The sequence below is a fragment of the Flavobacterium acetivorans genome (assembly GCF_020911885.1).
Classification (GTDB): Bacteria; Bacteroidota; Bacteroidia; order Flavobacteriales; family Flavobacteriaceae; genus Flavobacterium; species Flavobacterium acetivorans.
Genome location: NZ_CP087132.1, coordinates 110,534 through 131,318, shown reverse-complemented (window position 1 = coordinate 131,318; position 20,785 = coordinate 110,534). Strand labels below are relative to the sequence as shown.

At 35.0% G+C, this 20,785-nt stretch carries 22 protein-coding genes; 10 read left to right on the top strand and 12 right to left on the bottom strand.

The features are described 5' to 3' along the window. Positions 1 to 20 precede the first annotated feature (20 nt). Positions 21 to 1,148 carry a hypothetical protein gene (locus tag LNP19_RS00565; protein WP_230062878.1) on the top strand — a complete coding sequence of 376 codons (1,128 nt, stop codon included), beginning with the start codon at positions 21 to 23 and terminating at the stop codon, positions 1,146 to 1,148. Between the two features lie 80 nt (positions 1,149 to 1,228). Here the strand turns inward: LNP19_RS00565 and LNP19_RS00560 are convergent, their stop codons facing one another. Then, positions 1,229 to 1,513, bottom strand: a complete 285-nt coding sequence (locus LNP19_RS00560) for a GNAT family N-acetyltransferase (protein ID WP_230064195.1) — start codon at positions 1,511 to 1,513, stop codon at positions 1,229 to 1,231. Between the two features lie 565 nt (positions 1,514 to 2,078). On the opposite strand from LNP19_RS00560, the gene LNP19_RS00555 reads away from it, so the two are divergent. Next, on the top strand, positions 2,079 to 2,756 hold the full coding sequence (locus tag LNP19_RS00555) for an alpha/beta hydrolase (RefSeq protein WP_230062877.1): 678 nt from the start codon (positions 2,079 to 2,081) through the stop codon (positions 2,754 to 2,756). 58 nt (positions 2,757 to 2,814) lie between these two features. On the opposite strand, the gene LNP19_RS00550 is transcribed toward LNP19_RS00555, so the two are convergent. After that, the gene (locus LNP19_RS00550) at positions 2,815 to 3,330 is read right to left on the bottom strand and encodes a DUF2892 domain-containing protein (protein ID WP_230062876.1); all 516 of its coding nucleotides are present in this window, start codon (positions 3,328 to 3,330) and stop codon (positions 2,815 to 2,817) included. A 167-nt stretch (positions 3,331 to 3,497) separates the two neighbouring features. Between LNP19_RS00550 and rpmH the strand changes: the two genes are divergently transcribed. Beyond that, positions 3,498 to 3,659 (top strand): 50S ribosomal protein L34, encoded by a 162-nt coding sequence (rpmH, locus tag LNP19_RS00545; protein ID WP_007136275.1) that lies wholly within the window; start codon positions 3,498 to 3,500, stop codon positions 3,657 to 3,659. Between the two features lie 166 nt (positions 3,660 to 3,825). Beyond that, a complete protein-coding gene (gene carB / locus LNP19_RS00540; protein WP_230062875.1) occupies positions 3,826 to 6,681 on the top strand; it encodes a carbamoyl-phosphate synthase large subunit in 2,856 nt (951 codons plus the stop codon). A 172-nt stretch (positions 6,682 to 6,853) separates the two neighbouring features. On the opposite strand, the gene LNP19_RS00535 is transcribed toward carB, so the two are convergent. Beyond that, the gene (locus LNP19_RS00535) at positions 6,854 to 7,492 is read right to left on the bottom strand and encodes a dienelactone hydrolase family protein (RefSeq protein WP_230062874.1); all 639 of its coding nucleotides are present in this window, start codon (positions 7,490 to 7,492) and stop codon (positions 6,854 to 6,856) included. 41 nt (positions 7,493 to 7,533) lie between these two features. Beyond that, positions 7,534 to 8,157 (bottom strand): phosphoribosyltransferase, encoded by a 624-nt coding sequence (locus LNP19_RS00530; protein ID WP_230062873.1) that lies wholly within the window; start codon positions 8,155 to 8,157, stop codon positions 7,534 to 7,536. Between the two features lie 312 nt (positions 8,158 to 8,469). On the opposite strand from LNP19_RS00530, the gene LNP19_RS00525 reads away from it, so the two are divergent. From LNP19_RS00525 to LNP19_RS00500, 6 genes are all read left to right on the top strand, one after another. Continuing rightward, positions 8,470 to 9,369, top strand: a complete 900-nt coding sequence (locus LNP19_RS00525; protein WP_230062872.1) for a MerR family transcriptional regulator — start codon at positions 8,470 to 8,472, stop codon at positions 9,367 to 9,369. Between the two features lie 34 nt (positions 9,370 to 9,403). Beyond that, positions 9,404 to 10,864, top strand: coding sequence for a phytoene desaturase family protein (locus LNP19_RS00520; protein ID WP_230062871.1), 1,461 nt, complete (start codon positions 9,404 to 9,406; stop codon positions 10,862 to 10,864). Positions 10,865 to 10,876: 12 nt separating this feature from the next. Then, positions 10,877 to 11,716 carry a phytoene/squalene synthase family protein gene (locus LNP19_RS00515; protein ID WP_230062870.1) on the top strand — a complete coding sequence of 280 codons (840 nt, stop codon included), beginning with the start codon at positions 10,877 to 10,879 and terminating at the stop codon, positions 11,714 to 11,716. A 29-nt stretch (positions 11,717 to 11,745) separates the two neighbouring features. After that, positions 11,746 to 12,186 (top strand): sterol desaturase family protein, encoded by a 441-nt coding sequence (locus LNP19_RS00510; RefSeq protein ID WP_230062869.1) that lies wholly within the window; start codon positions 11,746 to 11,748, stop codon positions 12,184 to 12,186. A gap of 138 nt (positions 12,187 to 12,324) precedes the next feature. Then, a complete protein-coding gene (locus LNP19_RS00505) occupies positions 12,325 to 12,786 on the top strand; it encodes an SRPBCC family protein (protein WP_230062868.1) in 462 nt (153 codons plus the stop codon). Further along, positions 12,786 to 14,081 carry a cryptochrome/photolyase family protein gene (locus tag LNP19_RS00500; protein ID WP_230062867.1) on the top strand — a complete coding sequence of 432 codons (1,296 nt, stop codon included), beginning with the start codon at positions 12,786 to 12,788 and terminating at the stop codon, positions 14,079 to 14,081. Before LNP19_RS00505 ends, LNP19_RS00500 begins: the two co-directional genes overlap by 1 nt. A gap of 13 nt (positions 14,082 to 14,094) precedes the next feature. Here LNP19_RS00500 and LNP19_RS00495 read toward each other — a convergent pair whose 3' ends face one another. The 8 genes from LNP19_RS00495 to LNP19_RS00460 all read right to left on the bottom strand — a co-directional run bounded on the left by LNP19_RS00495 (position 14,095) and on the right by LNP19_RS00460 (position 20,755). After that, positions 14,095 to 15,513, bottom strand: a complete 1,419-nt coding sequence (locus tag LNP19_RS00495; protein ID WP_230062866.1) for an SDR family oxidoreductase — start codon at positions 15,511 to 15,513, stop codon at positions 14,095 to 14,097. Between the two features lie 16 nt (positions 15,514 to 15,529). After that, positions 15,530 to 16,144 carry a GTP cyclohydrolase I FolE gene (folE, locus tag LNP19_RS00490; protein WP_230062865.1) on the bottom strand — a complete coding sequence of 205 codons (615 nt, stop codon included), beginning with the start codon at positions 16,142 to 16,144 and terminating at the stop codon, positions 15,530 to 15,532. A 20-nt stretch (positions 16,145 to 16,164) separates the two neighbouring features. After that, on the bottom strand, positions 16,165 to 16,848 hold the full coding sequence (locus LNP19_RS00485; protein WP_230062864.1) for an SDR family NAD(P)-dependent oxidoreductase: 684 nt from the start codon (positions 16,846 to 16,848) through the stop codon (positions 16,165 to 16,167). Positions 16,849 to 16,867: 19 nt separating this feature from the next. After that, positions 16,868 to 17,101, bottom strand: coding sequence for a TIGR03643 family protein (locus LNP19_RS00480; RefSeq protein ID WP_230064194.1), 234 nt, complete (start codon positions 17,099 to 17,101; stop codon positions 16,868 to 16,870). A gap of 105 nt (positions 17,102 to 17,206) precedes the next feature. After that, on the bottom strand, positions 17,207 to 18,685 hold the full coding sequence (locus tag LNP19_RS00475; RefSeq protein ID WP_230062863.1) for a cryptochrome/deoxyribodipyrimidine photo-lyase family protein: 1,479 nt from the start codon (positions 18,683 to 18,685) through the stop codon (positions 17,207 to 17,209). After that, positions 18,667 to 18,795: a DUF2256 domain-containing protein gene (locus tag LNP19_RS00470; RefSeq protein WP_230062862.1), complete on the bottom strand. Its 129-nt coding sequence runs from the start codon at positions 18,793 to 18,795 to the stop codon at positions 18,667 to 18,669. Before LNP19_RS00470 ends, LNP19_RS00475 begins: the two co-directional genes overlap by 19 nt. After that, positions 18,795 to 20,096, bottom strand: a complete 1,302-nt coding sequence (locus tag LNP19_RS00465) for an ABC1 kinase family protein (RefSeq protein WP_230062861.1) — start codon at positions 20,094 to 20,096, stop codon at positions 18,795 to 18,797. Before LNP19_RS00465 ends, LNP19_RS00470 begins: the two co-directional genes overlap by 1 nt. Beyond that, positions 20,096 to 20,755 (bottom strand): TetR family transcriptional regulator C-terminal domain-containing protein, encoded by a 660-nt coding sequence (locus LNP19_RS00460; RefSeq protein WP_230062860.1) that lies wholly within the window; start codon positions 20,753 to 20,755, stop codon positions 20,096 to 20,098. The genes LNP19_RS00465 and LNP19_RS00460 overlap by 1 nt, the downstream gene beginning before the upstream one ends. Between the last annotated feature and the right edge of the window lie 30 nt (positions 20,756 to 20,785).

Here is a 20,785-nt window from a genome sequence, read left to right as displayed (position 1 = left end):
AGTAATTAAAATTTGAAATCATGAAAAAGTTGATTTTGACCCTTGTGGTGTTAATGGCTGGCGGGCTGGTTTTTCCTTTATTTTCTCAAACAGAAACGCAGCCAGTTGCTTTAGGTTTTCCTGGGGATAATTTTAATCTTTATGCTGTTTTGGATGTTTTTCAGAAATCAGAAACACTGGAGGGATTTGAAAGAGCAATAAATAATAGAGAAAACAATATCAATAATCTAGACCTTAATAATGATAATTTCATTGATTATATAGGGGTTGTTAGTCATCAGGAAGGAAATACGACTTTAATAGTGCTTCGTGATTTGGTAAATGATAGAGGTTTTCAAGATATCGCGGTAATTGAAGTTACTAAAACAAATAGGGGGACTGTTTTTATTCAGATTATTGGGGATGTTGATTTGTATGGTGAAGATTATATAATTGAACCTTCTGGACCAATTTATACCAGAAGAACGCCAAATCCGGGTTATATTTATCCCGATAGGAACTCTTTTGGCTCCGTGAGTGGAAATATTGGTTTTTATATTAACGACTGGCCTATTGTTGTTAATTTATTTTCTCCTTCGTTTAGAGTTTATGTGTCTCCTTGGTATTGGGGATATTATCCGGTCTATTGGAATCCTTGGCGTCCAATTTATTATTATAATTATTGGAATTATCATCGCAGTTATTATCAGAATAATTTTTATCGTAGAACTGTATCTGTAAGATATCCCGTTTATTATCGTAATTATGCGAAAATAAGAAATGTTTCACCGTTAGTAAGGGATTATAGAAGGAGTGGAGTGTATGATCGTACTTATGAAGGGCGTAATTTTAATCGTCCGGAGGTTTTAACAAGACCTAATACAAGACCATCTGTAAGGACAGAAAAAAGATCGACAGAAAAACGTCAATTGCCACCTACAACTAGGTCTGAAAGCAGACCCGCAGAAAAACGTCAATCGGTACCTATAACTAGGCCGGAAAGTAGACCTGCAGAGCGACGTCAATCGCCACCTACGACAAGACCTCAAAATAAACCGGAGACTAAACGTCAAGCTCCCCCGGCAACAAGGCAGTCAAACGGTGAGATAAGAAAAATAGAACGACAATCGAAAACCGAGACTAAGAAATCGAGACCTCCTGGAATGTGAAAATAAAATGGGTTTGCTTTTTCTATTGCTGTTTAAGCCGAACTTTAAAGCTCTTAATCAGGTATTGATTCAGTCTTTTTTTATAGGCGGATTCCTGGTGGTAATAGCTCTTTATATTCTGGATTTTTCTTGAAAAAAGTGACAATTTTAGGAAGTATTGGAACTACTTTTAGCTTCTTTTCGATGGCAATAGCCATGATTTCTGCGAGTAATCGAGCTATGAATTCTTCATTGTCAAAATGATCTGGGGTGTTGATTTTGGTTAAAAATATTTTCCTTTCCTGAAAGGAATATTCAACTGAAACTAATCCTTCTTCAGCTGTTGTTTCGAATTGTCTTGCAAAAGTATTGTCTTTTATTTCCATCTCGATAGACTGCTTCATTATAGTTTATTTATAAAAGTTAAGATTGGGATAATTATTGCCCAAGGATATAATTGTTTTAAGGGTGTGCAGCTGGTTTTGAATAACTTGAAAATGGCTGCTATGACAGTTTGTTTCTTGTTTTTTTGTGTCAATGAATAAAAGCTTTTTTTAGGTTTGATTCTGAAAAACAATTCATTTTGTTTTTCAACTTTCATAGGTCGAAAAAGCATTTTCGTCATTTTTGTATTGCTGAAAATATTTTGCACAAAGGTATTGAATTGATTTTCAATATCAAACGTTTTTATGGTTTGCTGTTGTTTTTGCAAGGAGTTGTCATAAAGCTGTTTGTTTAAAGCGGCTGTTGTTTTATGATTTTTCTGTTTTTGGGTAGTTTTAATGGTGTTTGATGAAGTTGTCTTAGGGTATTTTTGGTTGTGAAATTAGCTGGTGCAAATTTAACGCCAATATAATGGTGGAATCGAAGTAAATTTCAATAAAAAAAATTAATTTTATAATCAATTAATGCTGTTTGATCAGAAAAACGTTGATAAAAGTTAAAAGGAATATGAGTAAAATCCCCGTTTATTTTATGCCAGGATTGGCAGCAAGTGCTTTGATATTTGAACGAATTAAGCTTCCTGAAGACGTTTTTGATATTCAGTTATTGGAGTGGGAAATCCCCCTGAATAAAGAGTCTTTGGATGAATATGCTAAAAGAATGTCCGGAAAAATTAAACATGAAAATCCCGTTTTGATTGGGGTGTCGTTTGGTGGGATTTTAGTGCAGGAAATGGCAAGACATATCGCTACAAGAAAAGTGATTATCGTTTCAAGTGTGAAAAGCAATTTAGAATTTCCGCGAAGAATGAAAGTAGCCAAAGCGACCAAGGCTTATAAATTGATTCCGATGAATTTGATTTTGAATTTAGAGAATTTGGCTAAATTTTCTTTTGGCGAAAAAATAAATTATAGAATTAAATTGTATGAAAAATTTCTGTCAGTTCGTGATATTGGTTATCTGGAATGGGCGGTAGAAAAAGTGATCATGTGGGATAGGACAGTGGTTGATCCAGATGTAATTCATATTCACGGCAATCTGGACGATGTTTTTCCAATAAAATACATCAAGGATTGTATCGTGGTCGAAGGGGGAACCCATGTGATGATTCTCAATAAATACAGGTGGTTTAATGCTCATTTGCCAAGTATTATTTTAGGGAAAGAGGCTCAAGTGGACAAATAGTTTTATTATTTGGTTTTTAAAAAAAAACATCCGCAATTGCGGATGTTTTTTTGTCTAATTATATTTTTTTCATTTGATCTTTCATCATCGTGATTTGTTCTTTCAGCATGCCTTGTTTGTCGAGTCTTTTGGCTTCGTTCAAAAGAGTGGTAGCTTCTAGTTTTCGTCTTCTTGACATGGCAACACCAGCAAGATTTAATTTGGCAACAGCTAAATCCATATCCATAGACAATCCTAATTCGATTGCTTTTTTGAAATATTTTTCTGCTTGGTTGATATTAGTTTGCGATAGCATGATTCCATGAAGGTAATTAAAATATCCCTGTTGTTTTTTTACTAAGGCAGATTCTGGTTTTTTGATAAAGGCAAGCCATTTTTTAGCTCCTTCAAAATCCTGTTTTCTTAATTTTAAGAAGGCAAGTAAGATAAATTCGTTTTTAAAGTATAGAAAAATAGGGATTGCAGTCAATAATATAAGGAAGATTCCATTACCAATATTGTTTTCCGTAAATTGCCAAATACTTGTAATTACGATCAGTCCAGCGATAATAAGTTTGATATTCTTGTTTAACATGGTATGTGTATATTTTAAGATTGCAAAGATAGTAAAAGGAATTAAAAATATTTTTATAAAACTGCTTGCATGAAAAAAAAGTCTTTGTATATTTGCACTCGGTTTTGGGACAACGGTTGTTCTAAAATTAAGTAGACATATAAATAAGATTTTAAAGATACAAAGCAATGAGCAAAAGAACGTTTCAACCATCGAAAAGAAAAAGAAGAAATAAGCACGGATTTATGGACAGAATGGCTTCTGCAAATGGAAGAAAAGTTCTTGCGCGTAGAAGAGCTAAAGGAAGACATAAATTGACTGTTTCTTGTGAACCAAGACACAAAAAATAATGTTTCTATAAACATAATAAAGGCGTTACTTTTTTTAGTATCGCCTTTTTTTATACCTAATCGTTAAAATATAATTAAGATTAGGGACTAAAGGTCTAAAGCGGAGTAACTTTGGACTTAAAGCACCGATAAAAAAGCAACAACACATCACAATAATTACAATACAATGCCAAAAGACACATCCATAAAATCAGTTTTAATAATAGGTTCAGGTCCTATTGTTATTGGTCAAGCTTGCGAATTTGATTATGCAGGATCACAATCAGCACGTTCCATTCGTGAAGAAGGAATTGAAGTTATCTTGATAAATTCAAATCCGGCTACCATTATGACCGATCCATCTATGGCGGATCATGTTTATTTGAAGCCCTTAACAACCAAGTCGATCATTGAAATCCTAAAAGCGCATCCGCAAATTGATGCTGTTTTGCCTACCATGGGTGGACAAACCGCTTTAAACTTGTGTCTGGAAGCAGATGAAAAAGGAATTTGGCAGGATTTCGGTGTGAAATTGATTGGAGTCGATGTGAATGCCATCAATATTACGGAAGACAGAGAGCAGTTCAAACAACTTTTGGAAAAAATAGGCATTCCTGCAGCACCGGCCAAAACGGCTACTTCTTTCTTAGAAGGAAAAGAAATTGCACAGGAGTTTGGTTTTCCATTAGTAATCCGTCCTTCGTTTACTCTTGGAGGAACCGGAGCAGCTTTTGTTCATACCAAAGAAGAATTTGACGAAAAACTAACCTATGGTTTAGAAATGTCTCCGATTCACGAGGTTTTAATTGATAAAGCTTTATTGGGTTGGAAAGAATATGAATTGGAATTGTTGAGAGATAAAAACGACAATGTTGTCATTATCTGTTCCATTGAAAACATGGATCCAATGGGAATTCATACTGGAGATTCCATCACTGTTGCGCCAGCGATGACTTTGTCTGACACCACTTTTCAAAAAATGCGTGATATGGCAATCTTGATGATGCGCAGCATCGGAAATTTTGCAGGAGGTTGTAACGTGCAGTTTGCCGTTTCGCCTGATGACAAAGAAGACATTGTAGCGATTGAAATTAATCCACGTGTGTCTCGTTCCTCAGCTTTGGCATCAAAAGCAACGGGTTATCCTATTGCTAAGATCGCTTCAAAACTGGCTTTGGGGTACAATTTAGATGAATTGCAAAACCAAATCACCAAATCGACTTCGGCTTTATTTGAACCGACCTTGGATTATGTGATTGTAAAAATACCGCGTTGGAACTTTGATAAATTTGAAGGTGCTGACAGAACTTTAGGACTTCAGATGAAATCCGTTGGTGAAGTAATGGGTATTGGACGTTCGTTCCAAGAAGCTTTGCATAAAGCGACTCAATCATTGGAAATCAAAAGAAATGGTTTGGGTGCTGACGGAAAAGGATATACGAACTACGAACAAATTATCGAGAAACTGACTTTTGCAAGTTGGGATCGTGTTTTTGTGATTTATGATGCAATTCAAATGGGAATTCCATTGAGCCGTATTCATGAAATCACTAAAATCGATATGTGGTTCTTGAAACAATATGAAGAGCTTTATACTTTGGAAAAAGAGATTTCGAACTATAAAGTTTCGGATCTTCCAAAAGAATTGTTGCTTGAAGCGAAACAAAAAGGTTTTGCCGACAGACAAATCGCTCACATGATGAACTGTCTGGAAAGTGAAGTGCATGCTTTGCGTATGGATAAGAACATCAACCGTGTGTTTAAACTGGTTGATACTTGTGCTGCTGAGTTTAAAGCAAAAACGCCATATTACTACTCTACTTTTGAGGCCGAAATCGAGAAAGCAAACGGCGAGCGTTATGTAGATAACGAAAGTGTTGTAACTGATAAAAAGAAAATAATCGTTCTTGGATCAGGTCCAAACCGAATTGGACAAGGAATCGAATTTGATTATTCTTGCGTTCACGGAGTTTTGGCAGCGAAAGAATGCGGTTATGAAACGATCATGATCAACTGTAATCCTGAAACGGTTTCGACTGATTTTGATACAGCGGATAAATTGTATTTCGAGCCGGTATTCTGGGAGCATATTTACGATATTATCCAACACGAAAAACCAGAAGGAGTTATCGTACAGTTGGGTGGACAAACTGCCTTGAAATTGGCTGAAAAACTGTCTAAATACGGAGTAAAAATCATCGGAACTAGTTTTGATGCACTTGACTTAGCTGAAGACAGAGGACGCTTCTCTGAATTGCTGACAGAACTTAATATTCCTTTCCCAAGATTTGGAATTGCTGAAACAGCAGATGAAGCTTCTGCCTTAGCGGATACTTTAGATTTTCCTTTATTGATTCGTCCTTCTTATGTATTAGGAGGTCAGGGAATGAAAATCGTAATCAACAAAAAAGAATTAGAGGAGCATGTAATCAATTTATTGAAAACAATTCCGGGTAATAAATTGCTTTTAGACCATTATTTGGCTGGAGCGATTGAAGCGGAAGCCGATGCAATTTGTGATGCTGATGGAAATGTGTACATCATTGGAATTATGGAGCATATCGAACCTTGCGGAGTGCACTCTGGAGATAGTAATGCTACTTTGCCTCCTTTTAACTTAGGAGAATTTGTAATGCAACAAATAAAAGACCACACCGTAAAAATTGCTAAAGCTTTAAAAACGGTAGGTTTAATCAACATTCAGTTTGCTATAAAAGATGATACGGTTTACATTATCGAGGCCAATCCTAGAGCGTCTCGTACGGTGCCGTTTATTGCAAAAGCATACGGAGAGCCTTATGTGAATTATGCTACTAAAGTGATGTTAGGTCACAATAAAGTAACCGATTTTACTTTTAACCCACAGTTGAAAGGATATGCAATCAAGCAACCGGTTTTCTCTTTCAGTAAATTCCAAAATGTAAACAAAGCATTAGGACCTGAAATGAAATCAACCGGAGAAAGCATCTTGTTTATTGATGACTTGAAAGACGACCAATTCTACGAATTGTACTCTAGAAGAAAAATGTATTTGAGCAAATAAGTTCAAGTTATTATACTGAAAAAGCCCCGTTTGGGGCTTTTTTTATGGGACAGTGTTTTGATTTATAGAACTGGATGTTTTTTCAGTATTTTGTTTGATTTCGATAGTAAAAGTGTAAACATCAGATTAAGAATAATAATGGGAGTTTTAAAAATTTAGTTCTAAGATGGTTTTATGTTTTAGTGAAGTATCTTTTGTACCAGATAATGGCTAATTCAGCCACTTCTTGCAATTTTTCCGGTTCTTCAAAAAGATGGGTTGCGCCGGCAATTATTTTCATCTCTTTGACGGATTCTAATTCGTCAAACGCCATTTTATTCATAAGAATTATAGGTATATCCATGCCTCCAACAATCAATAATGTGGGAGCAGTAACCTGATGGATGGCGTTTATGGCCATATCTGGTCTGCCTCCGCGAGAGACTACTGCTTTTATTGGTTTGCCAAAATAGGCTGCCGCTCTCAATGCCGATGCCGCTCCTGTGCTTGCGCCAAAATAGCCGATAGGTAGATTTTTTGTGTCGTTTTGTTCCATAATCCATTCTGTGGTTTCAATCAGTCGACTGACTAATAAATCGATATTAAATCGGTTTTCATAAATTTGATTTTCTTCTTCTGTAAGTAAATCAAATAGTAAGGTGGCAATTTTTTGTTTTTGTAATAAGTCGGAAACCATTCGGTTTCTGAAGCTTAATCTGCTACTGCCGCTTCCGTGTGAAAAAATAACTATTCCTATTGCGTCTTCAGGAATTACCAAATCTCCCTTTAGTATTGCAGAAGTTAAAGGGATGTCTATTTCTAATTTCTTCATGTTATAAAAATTTAAAATGAATAATTAGTAGGTTGTGCTTTTTATTGATTTGGGTTCGTATTAAGCAGCAATTGGATTACTTCAGGGTCTTCTACAGGATTAAATTCTTCGTAAAAATGACCAACAGCTCTAAAGTTTTTTGAAGCTATTAGGTAAATTAATTCATCGGTATTTTCTTCGAATGTTTGTATGGCTTCATAGGGTAAAATGGGTACCGCGACTATGATTTTTGCTGGTTGCTTTTTTCGTAACATGGCAATACTTACCAAGAGTGTATTGCCAGTGGCTATTCCGTCGTCAACAATGATTATGTTTTTTCCTTTTATATCAATAGGTTTGCGTTGATGCATGTAAAGTTTGTATTTTTCTTGCAATAATTTTCGGAGTCTAATAATTTCTTCATCAATATATGCTGTTGGAATTTCAGAATATTTGTCAATAATCATTGCATCCATTGATACGGCACCAATGGCAAATTCTTTATTTTGGGGATGTCCTATTTTTTTAGATAAGACAATATCTAGTTGGAGTTGTAAGTTTTTAGCAATAATGGCTCCAATGGGAACTCCGCCCCGGGGAATGGCGAGTACAACTGAATTCGTGTTTCGGTACTTTTTTAATCTTTCTGAAAGTAATATACCTGCTTCAATTCTGTTTTTTAACATCTCATTATACATAGTTACTTATCATTATGTTAAAAACTTAAAATATTTAACATAAAGGTACTGATTTTCAGTTAGTTTGTGTTAAAATGAAACTTATTTTGTTGCTTTTTTTTAGATCCAATCCATTCTTAAAGAATAATATTACTTTGCTGTTTTTTATAAATTTATCGGGTTGTAACAATAAGTTTTTTTTTTTTAAAGCGAAGGGAAGGATTTTTTTTGGAGACTTGTATTTTGATCTGTTTTAAATTTTGCGATATATTTTAGATTTTTAACATAAAAAAACTATATTTGTTTATCAAATATTAGATAATGATAAACAATATCAAAAACGTTTTTAGTATAAAAGATCTCGAAAATCTTTCCGGTATTAAAGCCCATACGATTCGTATTTGGGAAAAAAGATATAATGTTTTGCAGCCTATGCGCACAGACACTAATATTCGTTTGTACGATTTGGCTAGTTTGCAAAAATTACTGAATATAACTTTATTACATGAGTATGGTTATAAAATTTCAAAAATTGCTACTTATTCAGATGATAGAATTCCTGCTTTGGTTAGGGAAATAATTTCTTCCAAAAATGCTAAAAATCATGCTATTAGTGATTTTAAATTGGCAATGATGAATTTTGATCAAGATTTGTTTTTTGCCACTTATAATTGGTTGGTTGCGCATAAATCTTTCAAAGAAGTTTTTTATGAGGTCTTTATTCCATTAATGCAAGAAATGGGATTGTTGTGGCAAACAGGAACTATAAGTCCTGCTCATGAGCATTTTATGAGTTATTTGATTAAACAAAAATTATTGGTCAACATCGAAAAACTACAAGTTTTAAAGCAGGTTAAAACCGATAAAGTTTTTGTTCTCTCATTACCACAAAATGAAATTCATGAATTGGGATTGATGTTTCTTCATTATGAAATTTTACTCAAAGGCTATAAGGGGGTATATCTTGGCGAAAGCATGCCTACAGAGAGTTTAAAAGAGCTTAAAGATTATTTTAGTCCAATAGTTTACATTAGCTATTGCACTGTTCAGCCAACTCGAGATACTATTGATGCTTATGTTACTGAAATGAAAGAGGCATTAATTGATGAAACTACCCAACTCTGGTATTTGGGGTATATGGCAGCTTCGATTGATGTGAGTTACCTTGCTCAAAATGTTAGGGTTTTTAATTCTATTTCAGAATTAGTAGAAAATATTTAGTTTTGTTTAAACATTTTGTATATTTGCTAAACAAATGAAGAAAAAAATTACAATAATAGGTTCTGGTTTTTCCGCCTTATCTGCAGCTTGCTATTTGGCAAAAAGCGGACATGAAGTCGCAGTTTTTGAAAAAAATGAAACCATTGGTGGGCGAGCAAGACAATTAAAAAAACAAGGGTTTACCTTTGATATGGGGCCAAGCTGGTATTGGATGCCCGATGTTTTTGATCGTTTTTTTGCCGACTTTGGAAAAAAAACAACTGACTTTTACGAACTCATAAAACTATCTCCAGCCTACAGGGTTTATTTTGGGATTAATGAGTTTATCGCTATTGCAGATAATCTGGCCGAAATTGAAGCTACTTTCGAAACGATTGAAAAGGGGAGTGGGCAAATTTTGCACGACTTTATGATGGAGGCACAAAGTAATTATAATATTGCCATCAAAGAGTTAGTCTATCGTCCGGGAGTTTCTCCATTAGAATTAGTTACAATGGAAACCGCCCAAAAAATAGGACAGTTTTTTAGCAACATAAGCCGCGATGTCCGTAAGAAGTTCAAGAATGAAAAACTAATTCAAATTTTAGAATTTCCCGTTTTATTTCTTGGTGCAAAACCATCAGATACGCCTTCTTTCTACAGCTTTATGAATTATGCCGACTTTGGTCTTGGGACTTGGCATCCTAAAACAGGGATGTTTGATGTCGTTAAGGCAATGGTTAGCCTAGCGGTTGAGCTGGGTGTTCATTTTCACACCAAAATGAATATCGAAAAGATTATTGTCGAAAATAAAACGGCCAAGGCAATTGTGGTTAATGGGCAACGAATTGATGCGGATTTAGTTTTAAGCGGAGCTGATTATCATCATACCGAAACCTTATTGGATAAAGAGCATAGAGTTTATTCTGAAAAATATTGGGAAAGTCGTGTTTTTGCACCCTCGTCCTTATTGTTCTATGTTGGTTTTGATAAAAAGATTCAAAATATTTCACATCATGCCTTGTTTTTTGATGTCGATTTTAATCAACATGCCGCCGATATTTATGATAAGCCACAATGGCCAAAGGAACCTTTGTTTTACGCTAATTTTCCTTCGCTGACAGATAAAACAGCTGCGCCAGAGGGAATGGAATCGGGGTTTTTCTTAATCCCGTTAGCGCCTGGAATTGAGGATTCACAGGAACTGAGAGAGGAATATTTTGATAAAATCATCGATCGTTTTGAGAGTTTAACACAACAAAGTATTAAAAATAACATTATTTTTAAAGAATCCTTTTGTAAAAATGATTTTGTTTCTCAATACAATTCGTATAAAGGAAACGCTTACGGAATGGCAAATACCTTGCTACAAACCGCTTTTTTAAGGCCAAAGTTGAAAAGTAAGAAAGTGAAAAATCTCTATTTTACAGGACAGTTAACTGTTCCCGGACCTGGAGTTCCACCAGCATTAATTTCTGGAAAATTAGTGTCAGAATTGATAGATAAAGCAATTTAAAGAACCATAATTATGAAACAATTATTTGATGATGTCTCTTTCAAATGCAGTAAGCTAGTTACAAAAAACTATAGTACTTCATTTTCATTGGCGGTATATATGCTGTCTCCTAGTATCAGAGATGCCATTTACAGCATTTATGGTTTTGTGCGTTTTGCTGATGAAATTGTAGATTCTTTTCATGGTTTTGATAAAGAAAATTTAATTAATGATTTCGAAAAGGAATATTATAAAGCCTATGAATTGGGAATCAGTTTAAATCCTATTTTGAACTCCTTTCAGCATACCGTCAAAGAATATAATATTACTGATGATTTGATTCAGGCTTTTTTGAAAAGCATGAAATTAGATTTAATTAAGTCAGATTATCAAACTCAAAGTGAATACGAAGACTATATTTACGGTTCTGCCGATGTAGTGGGTTTGATGTGTCTCAAAGTTTTTGTCAAAGGAAATACCAAGCGTTATGAACAGTTAAAAGCCGAAGCCATGCGATTGGGTTCTGCTTTTCAAAAAGTAAATTTCCTGCGAGATTTAAAAGATGATAATTTGGTTTTAAACCGTAATTATTTTCCTGGGGTAGATCTAAAATCTTTTGATGAAAAAGCCAAGACGGCTATTATCAAAGAAATTGATGAAGATTTTAAAGTGGCCTATCAAGGCATTGTAAAATTGCCAATTGAAGCTAAATTTGGAGTTTACACGGCCTTTGTATATTATAAAAAATTACTTAAAAAACTGGAAAACACACCCTATTACGAAATTGGTAATGCCAGAATCCGAGTATCTAATTATACTAAAGCCGGACTTTTAGCGCAATCATTTGTCACTTATAAATTAAAACTAGTTTAACAATTAGTACTTTTAAACAAAAAAAAATAATGATCTCTTTTTTAATTTTTATAAGCGTTTTTCTCTTCATGGAATGTGTCACTTGGCTCACTCATAAGTACATTATGCATGGCTTGATGTGGTATTTTCATGAAGACCATCACCAGCCAAAATACGCCCATCCTTTTGAACGCAATGATATTTTCTTTGTAATTTTTGCTATCCCAAGCATCGTGCTTTTTTATTACGGCGTCGAAGGCGGAATCAATTATTTGTTCTTCATCGGACTTGGGATCACCGCTTATGGTCTTTGCTATTTTATGATTCATGATGTTTTAATCCATCAACGTTTCAAGTGGTTTAAAAACACTAAGAATAAGTACCTCATTGGTTTGCGTAAAGCCCACAAAGTACACCATAAACACCTAGGAAAAGAGGACGGAGAATGCTTTGGAATGTTATTTGTCCCTTTCAAATATTATAAAATGTAATATTATTTGGGAGTGACCCTCAAAAAAGCGGGTCGGGTTTTACGGCTTTATCTCTTCGCTTCGCTGCGAGGATACCGCCTGCAATGCCTCACGCAATCCTATTTATACTTCAAGAATAGCATATAAAACACGACTGCCATGAAACTCTATAAAAAAGAATCCGTTCAATACGTCAATGCAAGCATAGAAGAATGTTGGGCTTTTTTTTCCAGTCCAAGAAACCTTCAAAAAATTACGCCCGAAACCATGGGTTTTCAGATCACTGATTTTGATGGCAAGAACATGTATGCCGGCCAAATCATTCAATACAAAGTTTCACCACTTTTAGGAATCAAATTGCCATGGGTTACCGAAATTACGAAGGTAAAAGACAAGAGCTATTTCATAGACGAACAACGTTTTGGCCCTTATGCATTTTGGCACCACAAGCATTTTTTTGAAGCTACAGCAAATGGGGTAAAAATGACTGATGTAGTGCATTATGGATTGCCATTAGGAATCTTAGGACGCATCATGAACACGCTTTTAGTGAAAGGAAAATTAACAGAGATTTTTGCCCATAGAGAAAAAATGGTGAACCAACTCTTTAATTCAAAATAATGGACAAGCAAGCGGTAGCTTTTTTTTGGTTTCGTCGGGATTTGCGTTTAGAAGATAATGTAGGTTTATTTCAGGCTTTACAATCTCCTTATCCTGTAATTCCATTGTTCATCTTTGATGATACCATTCTGGATAGTTTACCAAAAAATGATGCACGAGTTGGTTTTATTCACGAATCATTGTCAAAAATCAATAACCAGCTTAAAGAACTAGGAAGTTCACTTTTGATAAAAAAGGGAATAAAAGCCGCTGTTTGGCAATCATTGATTCAGGAATATAATATCAAAGAAGTTTTTTTCAATAAAGACTATGAGCCTTATGCCATAAAGCGAGATCTCGCAATTTGTGATTTATTGGAGGCAAATAACACGGTTACAAATTGCTATAAAGACCAAGTGATTTTTGAAGAAAAAGAAATCACCAAAACCGATGGTTTGCCATATACCGTCTATACGCCTTATAAAAATAAATGGTTAGAAAAATATAGGATCAACGCTCCAATAACGGAATTTGATTGTTCTGTTTACTTTTCTAATTTTTATAAAAGTAATTTTGATTTCCCTACTTTGGAACAAATAGGTTTTACAGCAAGTCCCATAAAAGTAAAACCTCACAATCTCACTCAAATAAGTAATTATCAGGAAACCCGTGATTTTCCGGCTTTGGATACGACTTCCTATTTATCTCCTCATTTGCGTTTTGGAACGGTCAGCATTCGTAAATTAGTGAATTGGGCAGCTCGAAAAAACGATGTTTTCTTGAGTGAACTCATTTGGCGAGAATTTTTTATGCAAATCCTTTATAGTTTTCCAAAAGTGATCGATCATAATTTCAAATCGGCTTATGATGGAATTCAATGGCGCAATAATGAAGCTGATTTTAAGCGCTGGTGTACCGGAACAACAGGTTATCCTATGGTTGATGCTGGTATGCGTCAACTCAATGAAACGGGTTATATGCACAACCGTGTGCGTATGGTCGTAGCGAGTTTTTTGTGTAAGCATTTATTGATTCAATGGCAGTGGGGCGAAGCCTATTTTGCCGAAAAATTATTGGATTATGATTTGTCTGCCAATGTAGGAAACTGGCAATGGGCTGCAGGAACGGGTTGTGATGCTGCACCTTATTTCCGGGTTTTCAATCCCGAAATTCAATTGAAAAAATTTGATGAAAAGGGGATTTACATCCGCAAATGGATTCCTGAATTCGATTTAGGTTATGGACAGCCTATGGTCGATCATGCGATGGCGAGGGATAGGGCAATTGCAACCTATAAGGCTGGAATTTTAAAATAAAACTAGGATAGACTTATTTTATCAATTTATTCAGCATGCCATTAAATATAAATCCATGAAAGGGCAGAACGGAATACCAGTATAGTTTTCCCCAAATACCTCGAGGTCTAAACGTAGCTGATTGATAGAGGGTGTTTCCAATAATTTTAAACTCTAACCAAGCTTCTCCTGGCAGTTTCATTTCGGCAAAGAGAATCAATTTTCCTTCTTCTTTATTGGCATACAAAACCCTCCAAAAATCGAGTGCATCACCCGCATGAATATCGTGTTTGTTGGTACGTCCTCTTCTGGAGCCCACACCACCATACAATTTGTCAATAAAACCACGCAAGCTCCACAACCAATCTCCGTAATACCAGCCAGTTTCCCCACCAATGGACCAGATTTGGTGAATGGTATATTCTCGGTTTATGATTTCCATTTTGCGTCGGTCAATGAAGCAGCCTTTTTTTGGGACCTGTAAATATTCGGAGATATTACTTTTAAAACGACCACTGATCAGGGAATCTTTCCAACTCGAAGCTACTTTGTCTTCATCTACTTTTATTAGTGCTTTCGAAATTGCCTGTTCATAAGACATGGGGTGTAGCTCTAATAGTTCATTGATTTTAGTATCCCTACACACCACTTCAACCTTCATGCTGCTCACTAAGGCAGTGGCTAACTTATAAGATGTTGAGGTGACAAAATAAAGCCAATAGGAGGAGAGTTTAGGTGTCATCACGGGAACGGTAAAAATCCAACGGCGTAGTTTTTTTGCTTTGGCGAAAGCCAATAACATTTCTTTGTAAGTCAAAATATCCGGGCCGCCAATATCAAAACTCTGATTGTAGGTGATAGGATTTAAAAGTGATTTAGATAAAAAATCGAGTACGTCATTGATGGCAATAGGTTGGCATTTAGTGTTGAGCCATTTTGGGGTGATCATTATAGGAAGTTTGTTGACTAAATCCCGAATAATTTCAAAAGAGGCACTACCAGAACCCACGATAATTCCCGCTCGTAAAGTGGTTAGCGCAAAAGTTCTCGAGTTGAGAATGTTTTCTACATTTTTTCGGGAGGATAGGTGTTTTGAAAGTGATTTGTCATTCACAATTCCGCTCAAGTAAATCACGTGTTGAGCTGTGGTAGTATTAACTTTTGAAACAAAATTCTCTGCTGAAATTTGTTCCAATTCATCAAAATTATCAGAGGAACTCGACATCGAATGAATGAGGTAATAGGCTGCGTCAATATCCTCTGGGATAGCTTGAAGTGTTTCTTTTTTTAGAAAATCAACCTCAATAACTTCGATTTTCTCTTTGAATTCAACCGGAATATAAAACCTGTTTTTATCTCTTACGCAACAAACTATATCGTGACCCTGATGGACCAAAATGGGTAAAAGTCGCTTCCCGATATAACCTGTTGCGCCTGTTAAGAGAATTTTCATGGTTTTTTATTTAAATTTAGCTTAATTTATTCGAAATCAGACTAATAAATTCTTTTCGGGTTTTGTTTTTTTCAAAAGCGCCCGTAAAAGAGGAAGTAGTGGTAAACGAATTTTGTTTTTGAATCCCACGCATTTGCATGCACATATGTTGGGCCTCTATAACCACGGCAACGCCTAGCGGTTCTAATGCTTCTTGGATACAATTTTTAATTTGGTCCGTCAATCGTTCTTGAACCTGCATTCTTCGGGCGTATGCATCTACGATTCTTGGAATTTTACTCAATCCAACAATTTTTCCGTTAGGAATGTAAGCTACGTGTGCTTTGCCAAAAAAAGGCAACATATGATGTTCGCACATCGAGTAAACTTCAATGTCTTTTACTACAATCATTTGGCTGTGGTTTTCGGTAAACAAGGCCGATTTCAAAATCTCTAAAGGATCTAAATCATAGCCATGAGTTAAGAATTGCATGGCTTTGGCAACTCTTTCAGGTGTTTTTTCAAGACCTTCCCTGTTGGGATCTTCGCCTAAGTTTTCAATTATATTTCTGTAATTAGTGGCAAGTATGTCCGTTGTTTCGGTGTCGTATTGCTCTGTTTTTTCGTAATTTTTGGCTTTATTTAATATCATTTTTTTGTTTTTTATAAAGATTAGATTTTAAAAGTCACTATACCATAATCCATTTCGAATATTTGGCCTGAGATTGATTTTGCTTTTTCAGAAATTAAAAAATCGGCCATATTAGCCACTTCGTTTGGAGTGAGATAGCCTTTCATGGGATGGCGTTCTATCATGTTTTCTTTCATTCGATCATTGCGTAATATACCTGCCGAAAGTGATGTTTCAGTAATTGTAGGAGCAATAGCATTAATTCGTATTGTTGATGCTAATTCAGCTCCAAGTGATTTTACCAGTCCTTCTATACCCGCTTTTGCCGTGGCAATACTGGCATGAAAAGGCATTCCTAATTTGGCCGCCACCGTACTAAAAAGCAATATCGATGGATTTGTTCCTTTTTTTAAAACAGGTAAATACTGCTGAATGACCTTCACGGCGCCAATAACATTAATCTCAAAATCATTTCTGAAATCATCAATGCTTAAACTCCCAATTGGTTTCAAATTAATGGAACCCGGACAGTAAATTAGAGTATCAATATTTTCTATTTCCGGAAGCATGTCTTTCATTACATCTAAGGAATAATGCTTCAGATTGGGATGTGAAATTTCTGTAGCATTTCTGCTGATATTATAGATGTAATTGTTTTCTAATTGCTGTAACAAAATCGCATTTCCAATTCCCTTGCTGCCGCCTATGATGAGTATGTTTTTCATTTAAAATAAGTTTTTGAATCTATCTTTTAGAAATTTTATTATTACTGATGTTTCTTTGACTGTTGCATTTAAAACGTCCTTTCTCAAAATCGCGTAATTTTTCATGTTTTGTTTTTCGACCTTGCACGCGTTCGCGCCACATTTTAAAGCTCGAAGCTTTCATCTCGGTACGCATCAGGTCAATCACTTCTTGTTCTTTTAGTCCAAATTGTAGCTGAATTGCCTCAAAAGTAGTTCGGTCTTCCCAAGCCATTTCGATGATGCGGTCTTTGTCTAAATCGGTGAGTTCTTTTTTTATCGTCACGTTATTTTATTTAAAAATTGAAATTCATATTTTTTTGAAATTGATATTGAATCTTTATTCGCTGTCGCCAATATCGGCCATGGTGTGTAATTTCAGGATGCGGGAACTTTCTTCTTTTACCAGTGGATTTTTTTTCATTTTCCACAAAAAATCATTGGCAAATTTTCTTGTTCGTTCCAAATTGACAATAGGTTTTGGATAATGAATGCCTATTTCAAAATCGTTGAATTTTTGGTCTAAATAGGTCATTTTGTAGGGTTCGTGTACAAATGCAATAGGCAGTTGACATAATTCAGGAACCCATTTTTTAATAAATTCTCCATTAGGATCGTGCTCATGGCTGTTTTTTATCGGGTTGTAAATGCGTAGCATATTTATTCCGGTTTCGCCAGCCTGCATTTGCAATTGCGGAAAATGAATTCCGGGTTCAAAATCCAGAAACATTTGGGATAAATGTTGCGTGGCTTCCTGCCAGGGCTGCCATAAATTGTGCGTAAAAAATGAGACCAACATAGCGCGCATTCTAAAGTTCAAATAACCAGTTTCATTAAGGCAACGCATGCAGGCATCGATTAATGGGAATCCTGTTTGTCCCTTTTTCCAGGCTTCAATATAAGTCGGGTTAATTTTCTTTCTTAACGAATGAAAACCTTTATTGATACTTTCAAATTCCATGATTTCTTCCATTTCAAATTTTTGAATGAAATGGGCCTGCCAGGTGAGTCGGGATACAAAAGAATCGATTTGTTTTTTATGGCTGCAAGTGGGTCTAAACGTAGCCGCTTTTTGTAAAACCTGTCTTGAAGACAGATTTCCCCAGGCGATATAAGGCGATAATCTGCTGCAACTTCTTCGGGCTAATACAGGACTTGAAATATGCGAACTGTAATTGTGATAGCGTTCGTCAAGAAAGTTTTCCAAATATTTATGTCCCATCGTGCTGCCTCCTTTTTGAAAAACAGCATCCGGAATAGTCTCTAAAGAGGTTTTTTCTATTATTTTTTCGAGTTCTACAATTGCTGCTGAAGGAAGAAAATTTTCAGCTTTAGCATCAAAAATAAATTGGGGTTCGTTCATGTATTTTTCCCATTTAGAAACCCAATCTGTTCTGTTTTTTAAACCTCTAAAAATACCGTTATTAATGTTTTCAACCCAATTGATTTGGTTGTTTTTACAAAATCGTTTGAAGGTTTTATCTCTTTCATAAGTAATTTTTAAACCGGTTTCCTGATGTGAAAAAACACTATCTATTTTATAAATTTCCTGAAGTGTGTTGAATATATGAGCAACTTCTGAAGATATTGTTAAAACATGAGTATTTGATTTTTTAAGTTGTTTGTTGAGGTCAAAAAGAGATTGTTTGATAAAATTCCAGTGTCTCTGGCTATAATGCGGATCATTTTCCAGAGATTTTTCAAACACATATAACAACAGTGTAGGTTTTCTTGACTGTGTTGCATTAAAAATCGCTTCGTTATCTTGTAAACGAAGGTCTCTTTTAAACCAAACCACATTTATTTGTTTCTTTTGCATTTTTCACTACAATATTTGACTTCATTCCAAACTTTTTCCCATTTTTTCCGCCAATTGAAAGGTCGCTTGCAAACCAAGCATATTTTTGACGGAAGATGTTCTTTCTTCACTAGTTGTATTTTTTAAAAGCGTTTACCACAATTTTTGCTTTCAAATCAAACATTAGATTGTACAAACCAAAAAAGGTACGATTCATATAAATAAAATGCTTTGAACCACGATTGCCATTCATTTTTTTAAGATTGGTATCATTTGCAAAGCGTTCTCCAAGCTGTGCAATACTTTCAAAAAAGACTTCATCCGAAAAATCAAAAGTTTCTGTTTGAAACGGTTTGGTAAACAGCGATAATAGATCATAGAACATTTGCGTGAAATAGGCAATTTCTTCTTTGCTGTCGTCAGTTCTGAGGATTTCCAATTCGAATAATTTTTTTCTAAAAAGAGCTTCATCATCAATCACTTCCTTATTGATTAATTCAAAATAAGGAATGTAGAAATCATTAGGAATTGTTTTCATGCAGCCAAAATCAAGGGCAACCAATTCGTTTTTGTCATTAATTAAAAAATTTCCGGGATGCGGGTCAGCATGTACTTTTTTCAAAATATGAATTTGGTACATATAAAAATCCCATAAAGCCTGACCTATTTTATTGGCGATTTTTGGGTCTGAATTTTTGAATTCTGATAGATGAACGCCAGACATCCAATCCATCGTAATGATTTTCTCTGAAGAATATGCAGGATAATATTCCGGAAAAACCAGATTGTCAATTTTTTTGCAAGCAGCAACAACTTCTTGGCTTTGCTGAAGTTCCAATAAATAATTGGTTTCCTCAATCAATTTGTCTTCTACTTCCTTAAAATATTTATCGGAATCTTTTCCCTGAAGGTTAAACATTCTAATGGCTATGGGTTTTACCAAAGCCAGATCAGACGAAATACTGTTGGCAACACCTGGATATTGGATTTTTACAGCCAGTTTTTTACCGTTTTTGGTGGCCAAATGAACCTGACCAATACTCGCGGCATTAACCGAATCGGCATTAAATTCATCAAAAATTTCATAGGGTGTTTTGCCAAAATTAGATTTGAAAGTTTTTAATACCAAGGGTGCCGAAAGTGGCGGGACAGAAAATTGAGATAGAGAGAACTTTTCTACATAGGCCTGAGGCAAGAAATTCTTGTCCATACTCAACATCTGAGCTACTTTTAAGGCGCTTCCCTTCAAACTTTTCAAGCCATCATAAATGTCTTCGGCATTATTTTCGTTCAATTTATCTCGGGTCAAGTCTGAATTGACTATTTTTTCCCCGTAATATTTAAGATAGTTTACGCCTACTTTAGCGCCCGTCTGAACCAGTTTTGTTGCTCTTTCAATTTTTGAAGTTGGAATATAGTCTATTGTTTTCATTATTTATTTTGTATTTTTTCTTTAAAAATAAACTTCCCAAAATCGATTAAGCTATTAATTGGTGCCACGTTCATCAATTCGAAACTTAGCTTCACAGATTTTTCAATATAAATATCTGTTTTTTCAAAATTGGCAGAGCCGTCTTCCAACCAAAATTTTAATGTAAATAGAAATTGAATCCAAGCACTTTCTTGTATCGCTTTTTCTTGAAAATCTTGAATTTTTTCTTGTTGAATACGTACTTCATCAGTCGTGATTTCGCCAATGAATTTTTTGAAATGATTTCTTAAACCTGAAAGTTGGAGTAAATTTTTTAACTGATTTTTATCTTCTTTGAGACTCATGCTAACATAGCTGCGATTAGCCGCGAGTAATTCGAAAAAAGTAAAGTAAAAACTCAGCAACTTACTTTTCATGTCATAAGAGTCATAATTAGTGTCTTTGTTTAGTAATTCAACGGTTTTTTCAAAAAAAAGATTGTAGATTTCCTTTTCTATACTTTCCAGGTTTCCAAAGAAAGTGTAGAACTCAGCTTCTGTGAATTCATTAATTTTTGAAAATTGATATACTGATTTAGGCTTCTCGCCTTGCTCTAAAGTATAATTCATATACATGGATACAATAGAGTCTTTAGTTATTTTAGATTTTTTAGTTGCCATTTTTTCTTTTTTTAATACCGCATAAAGATA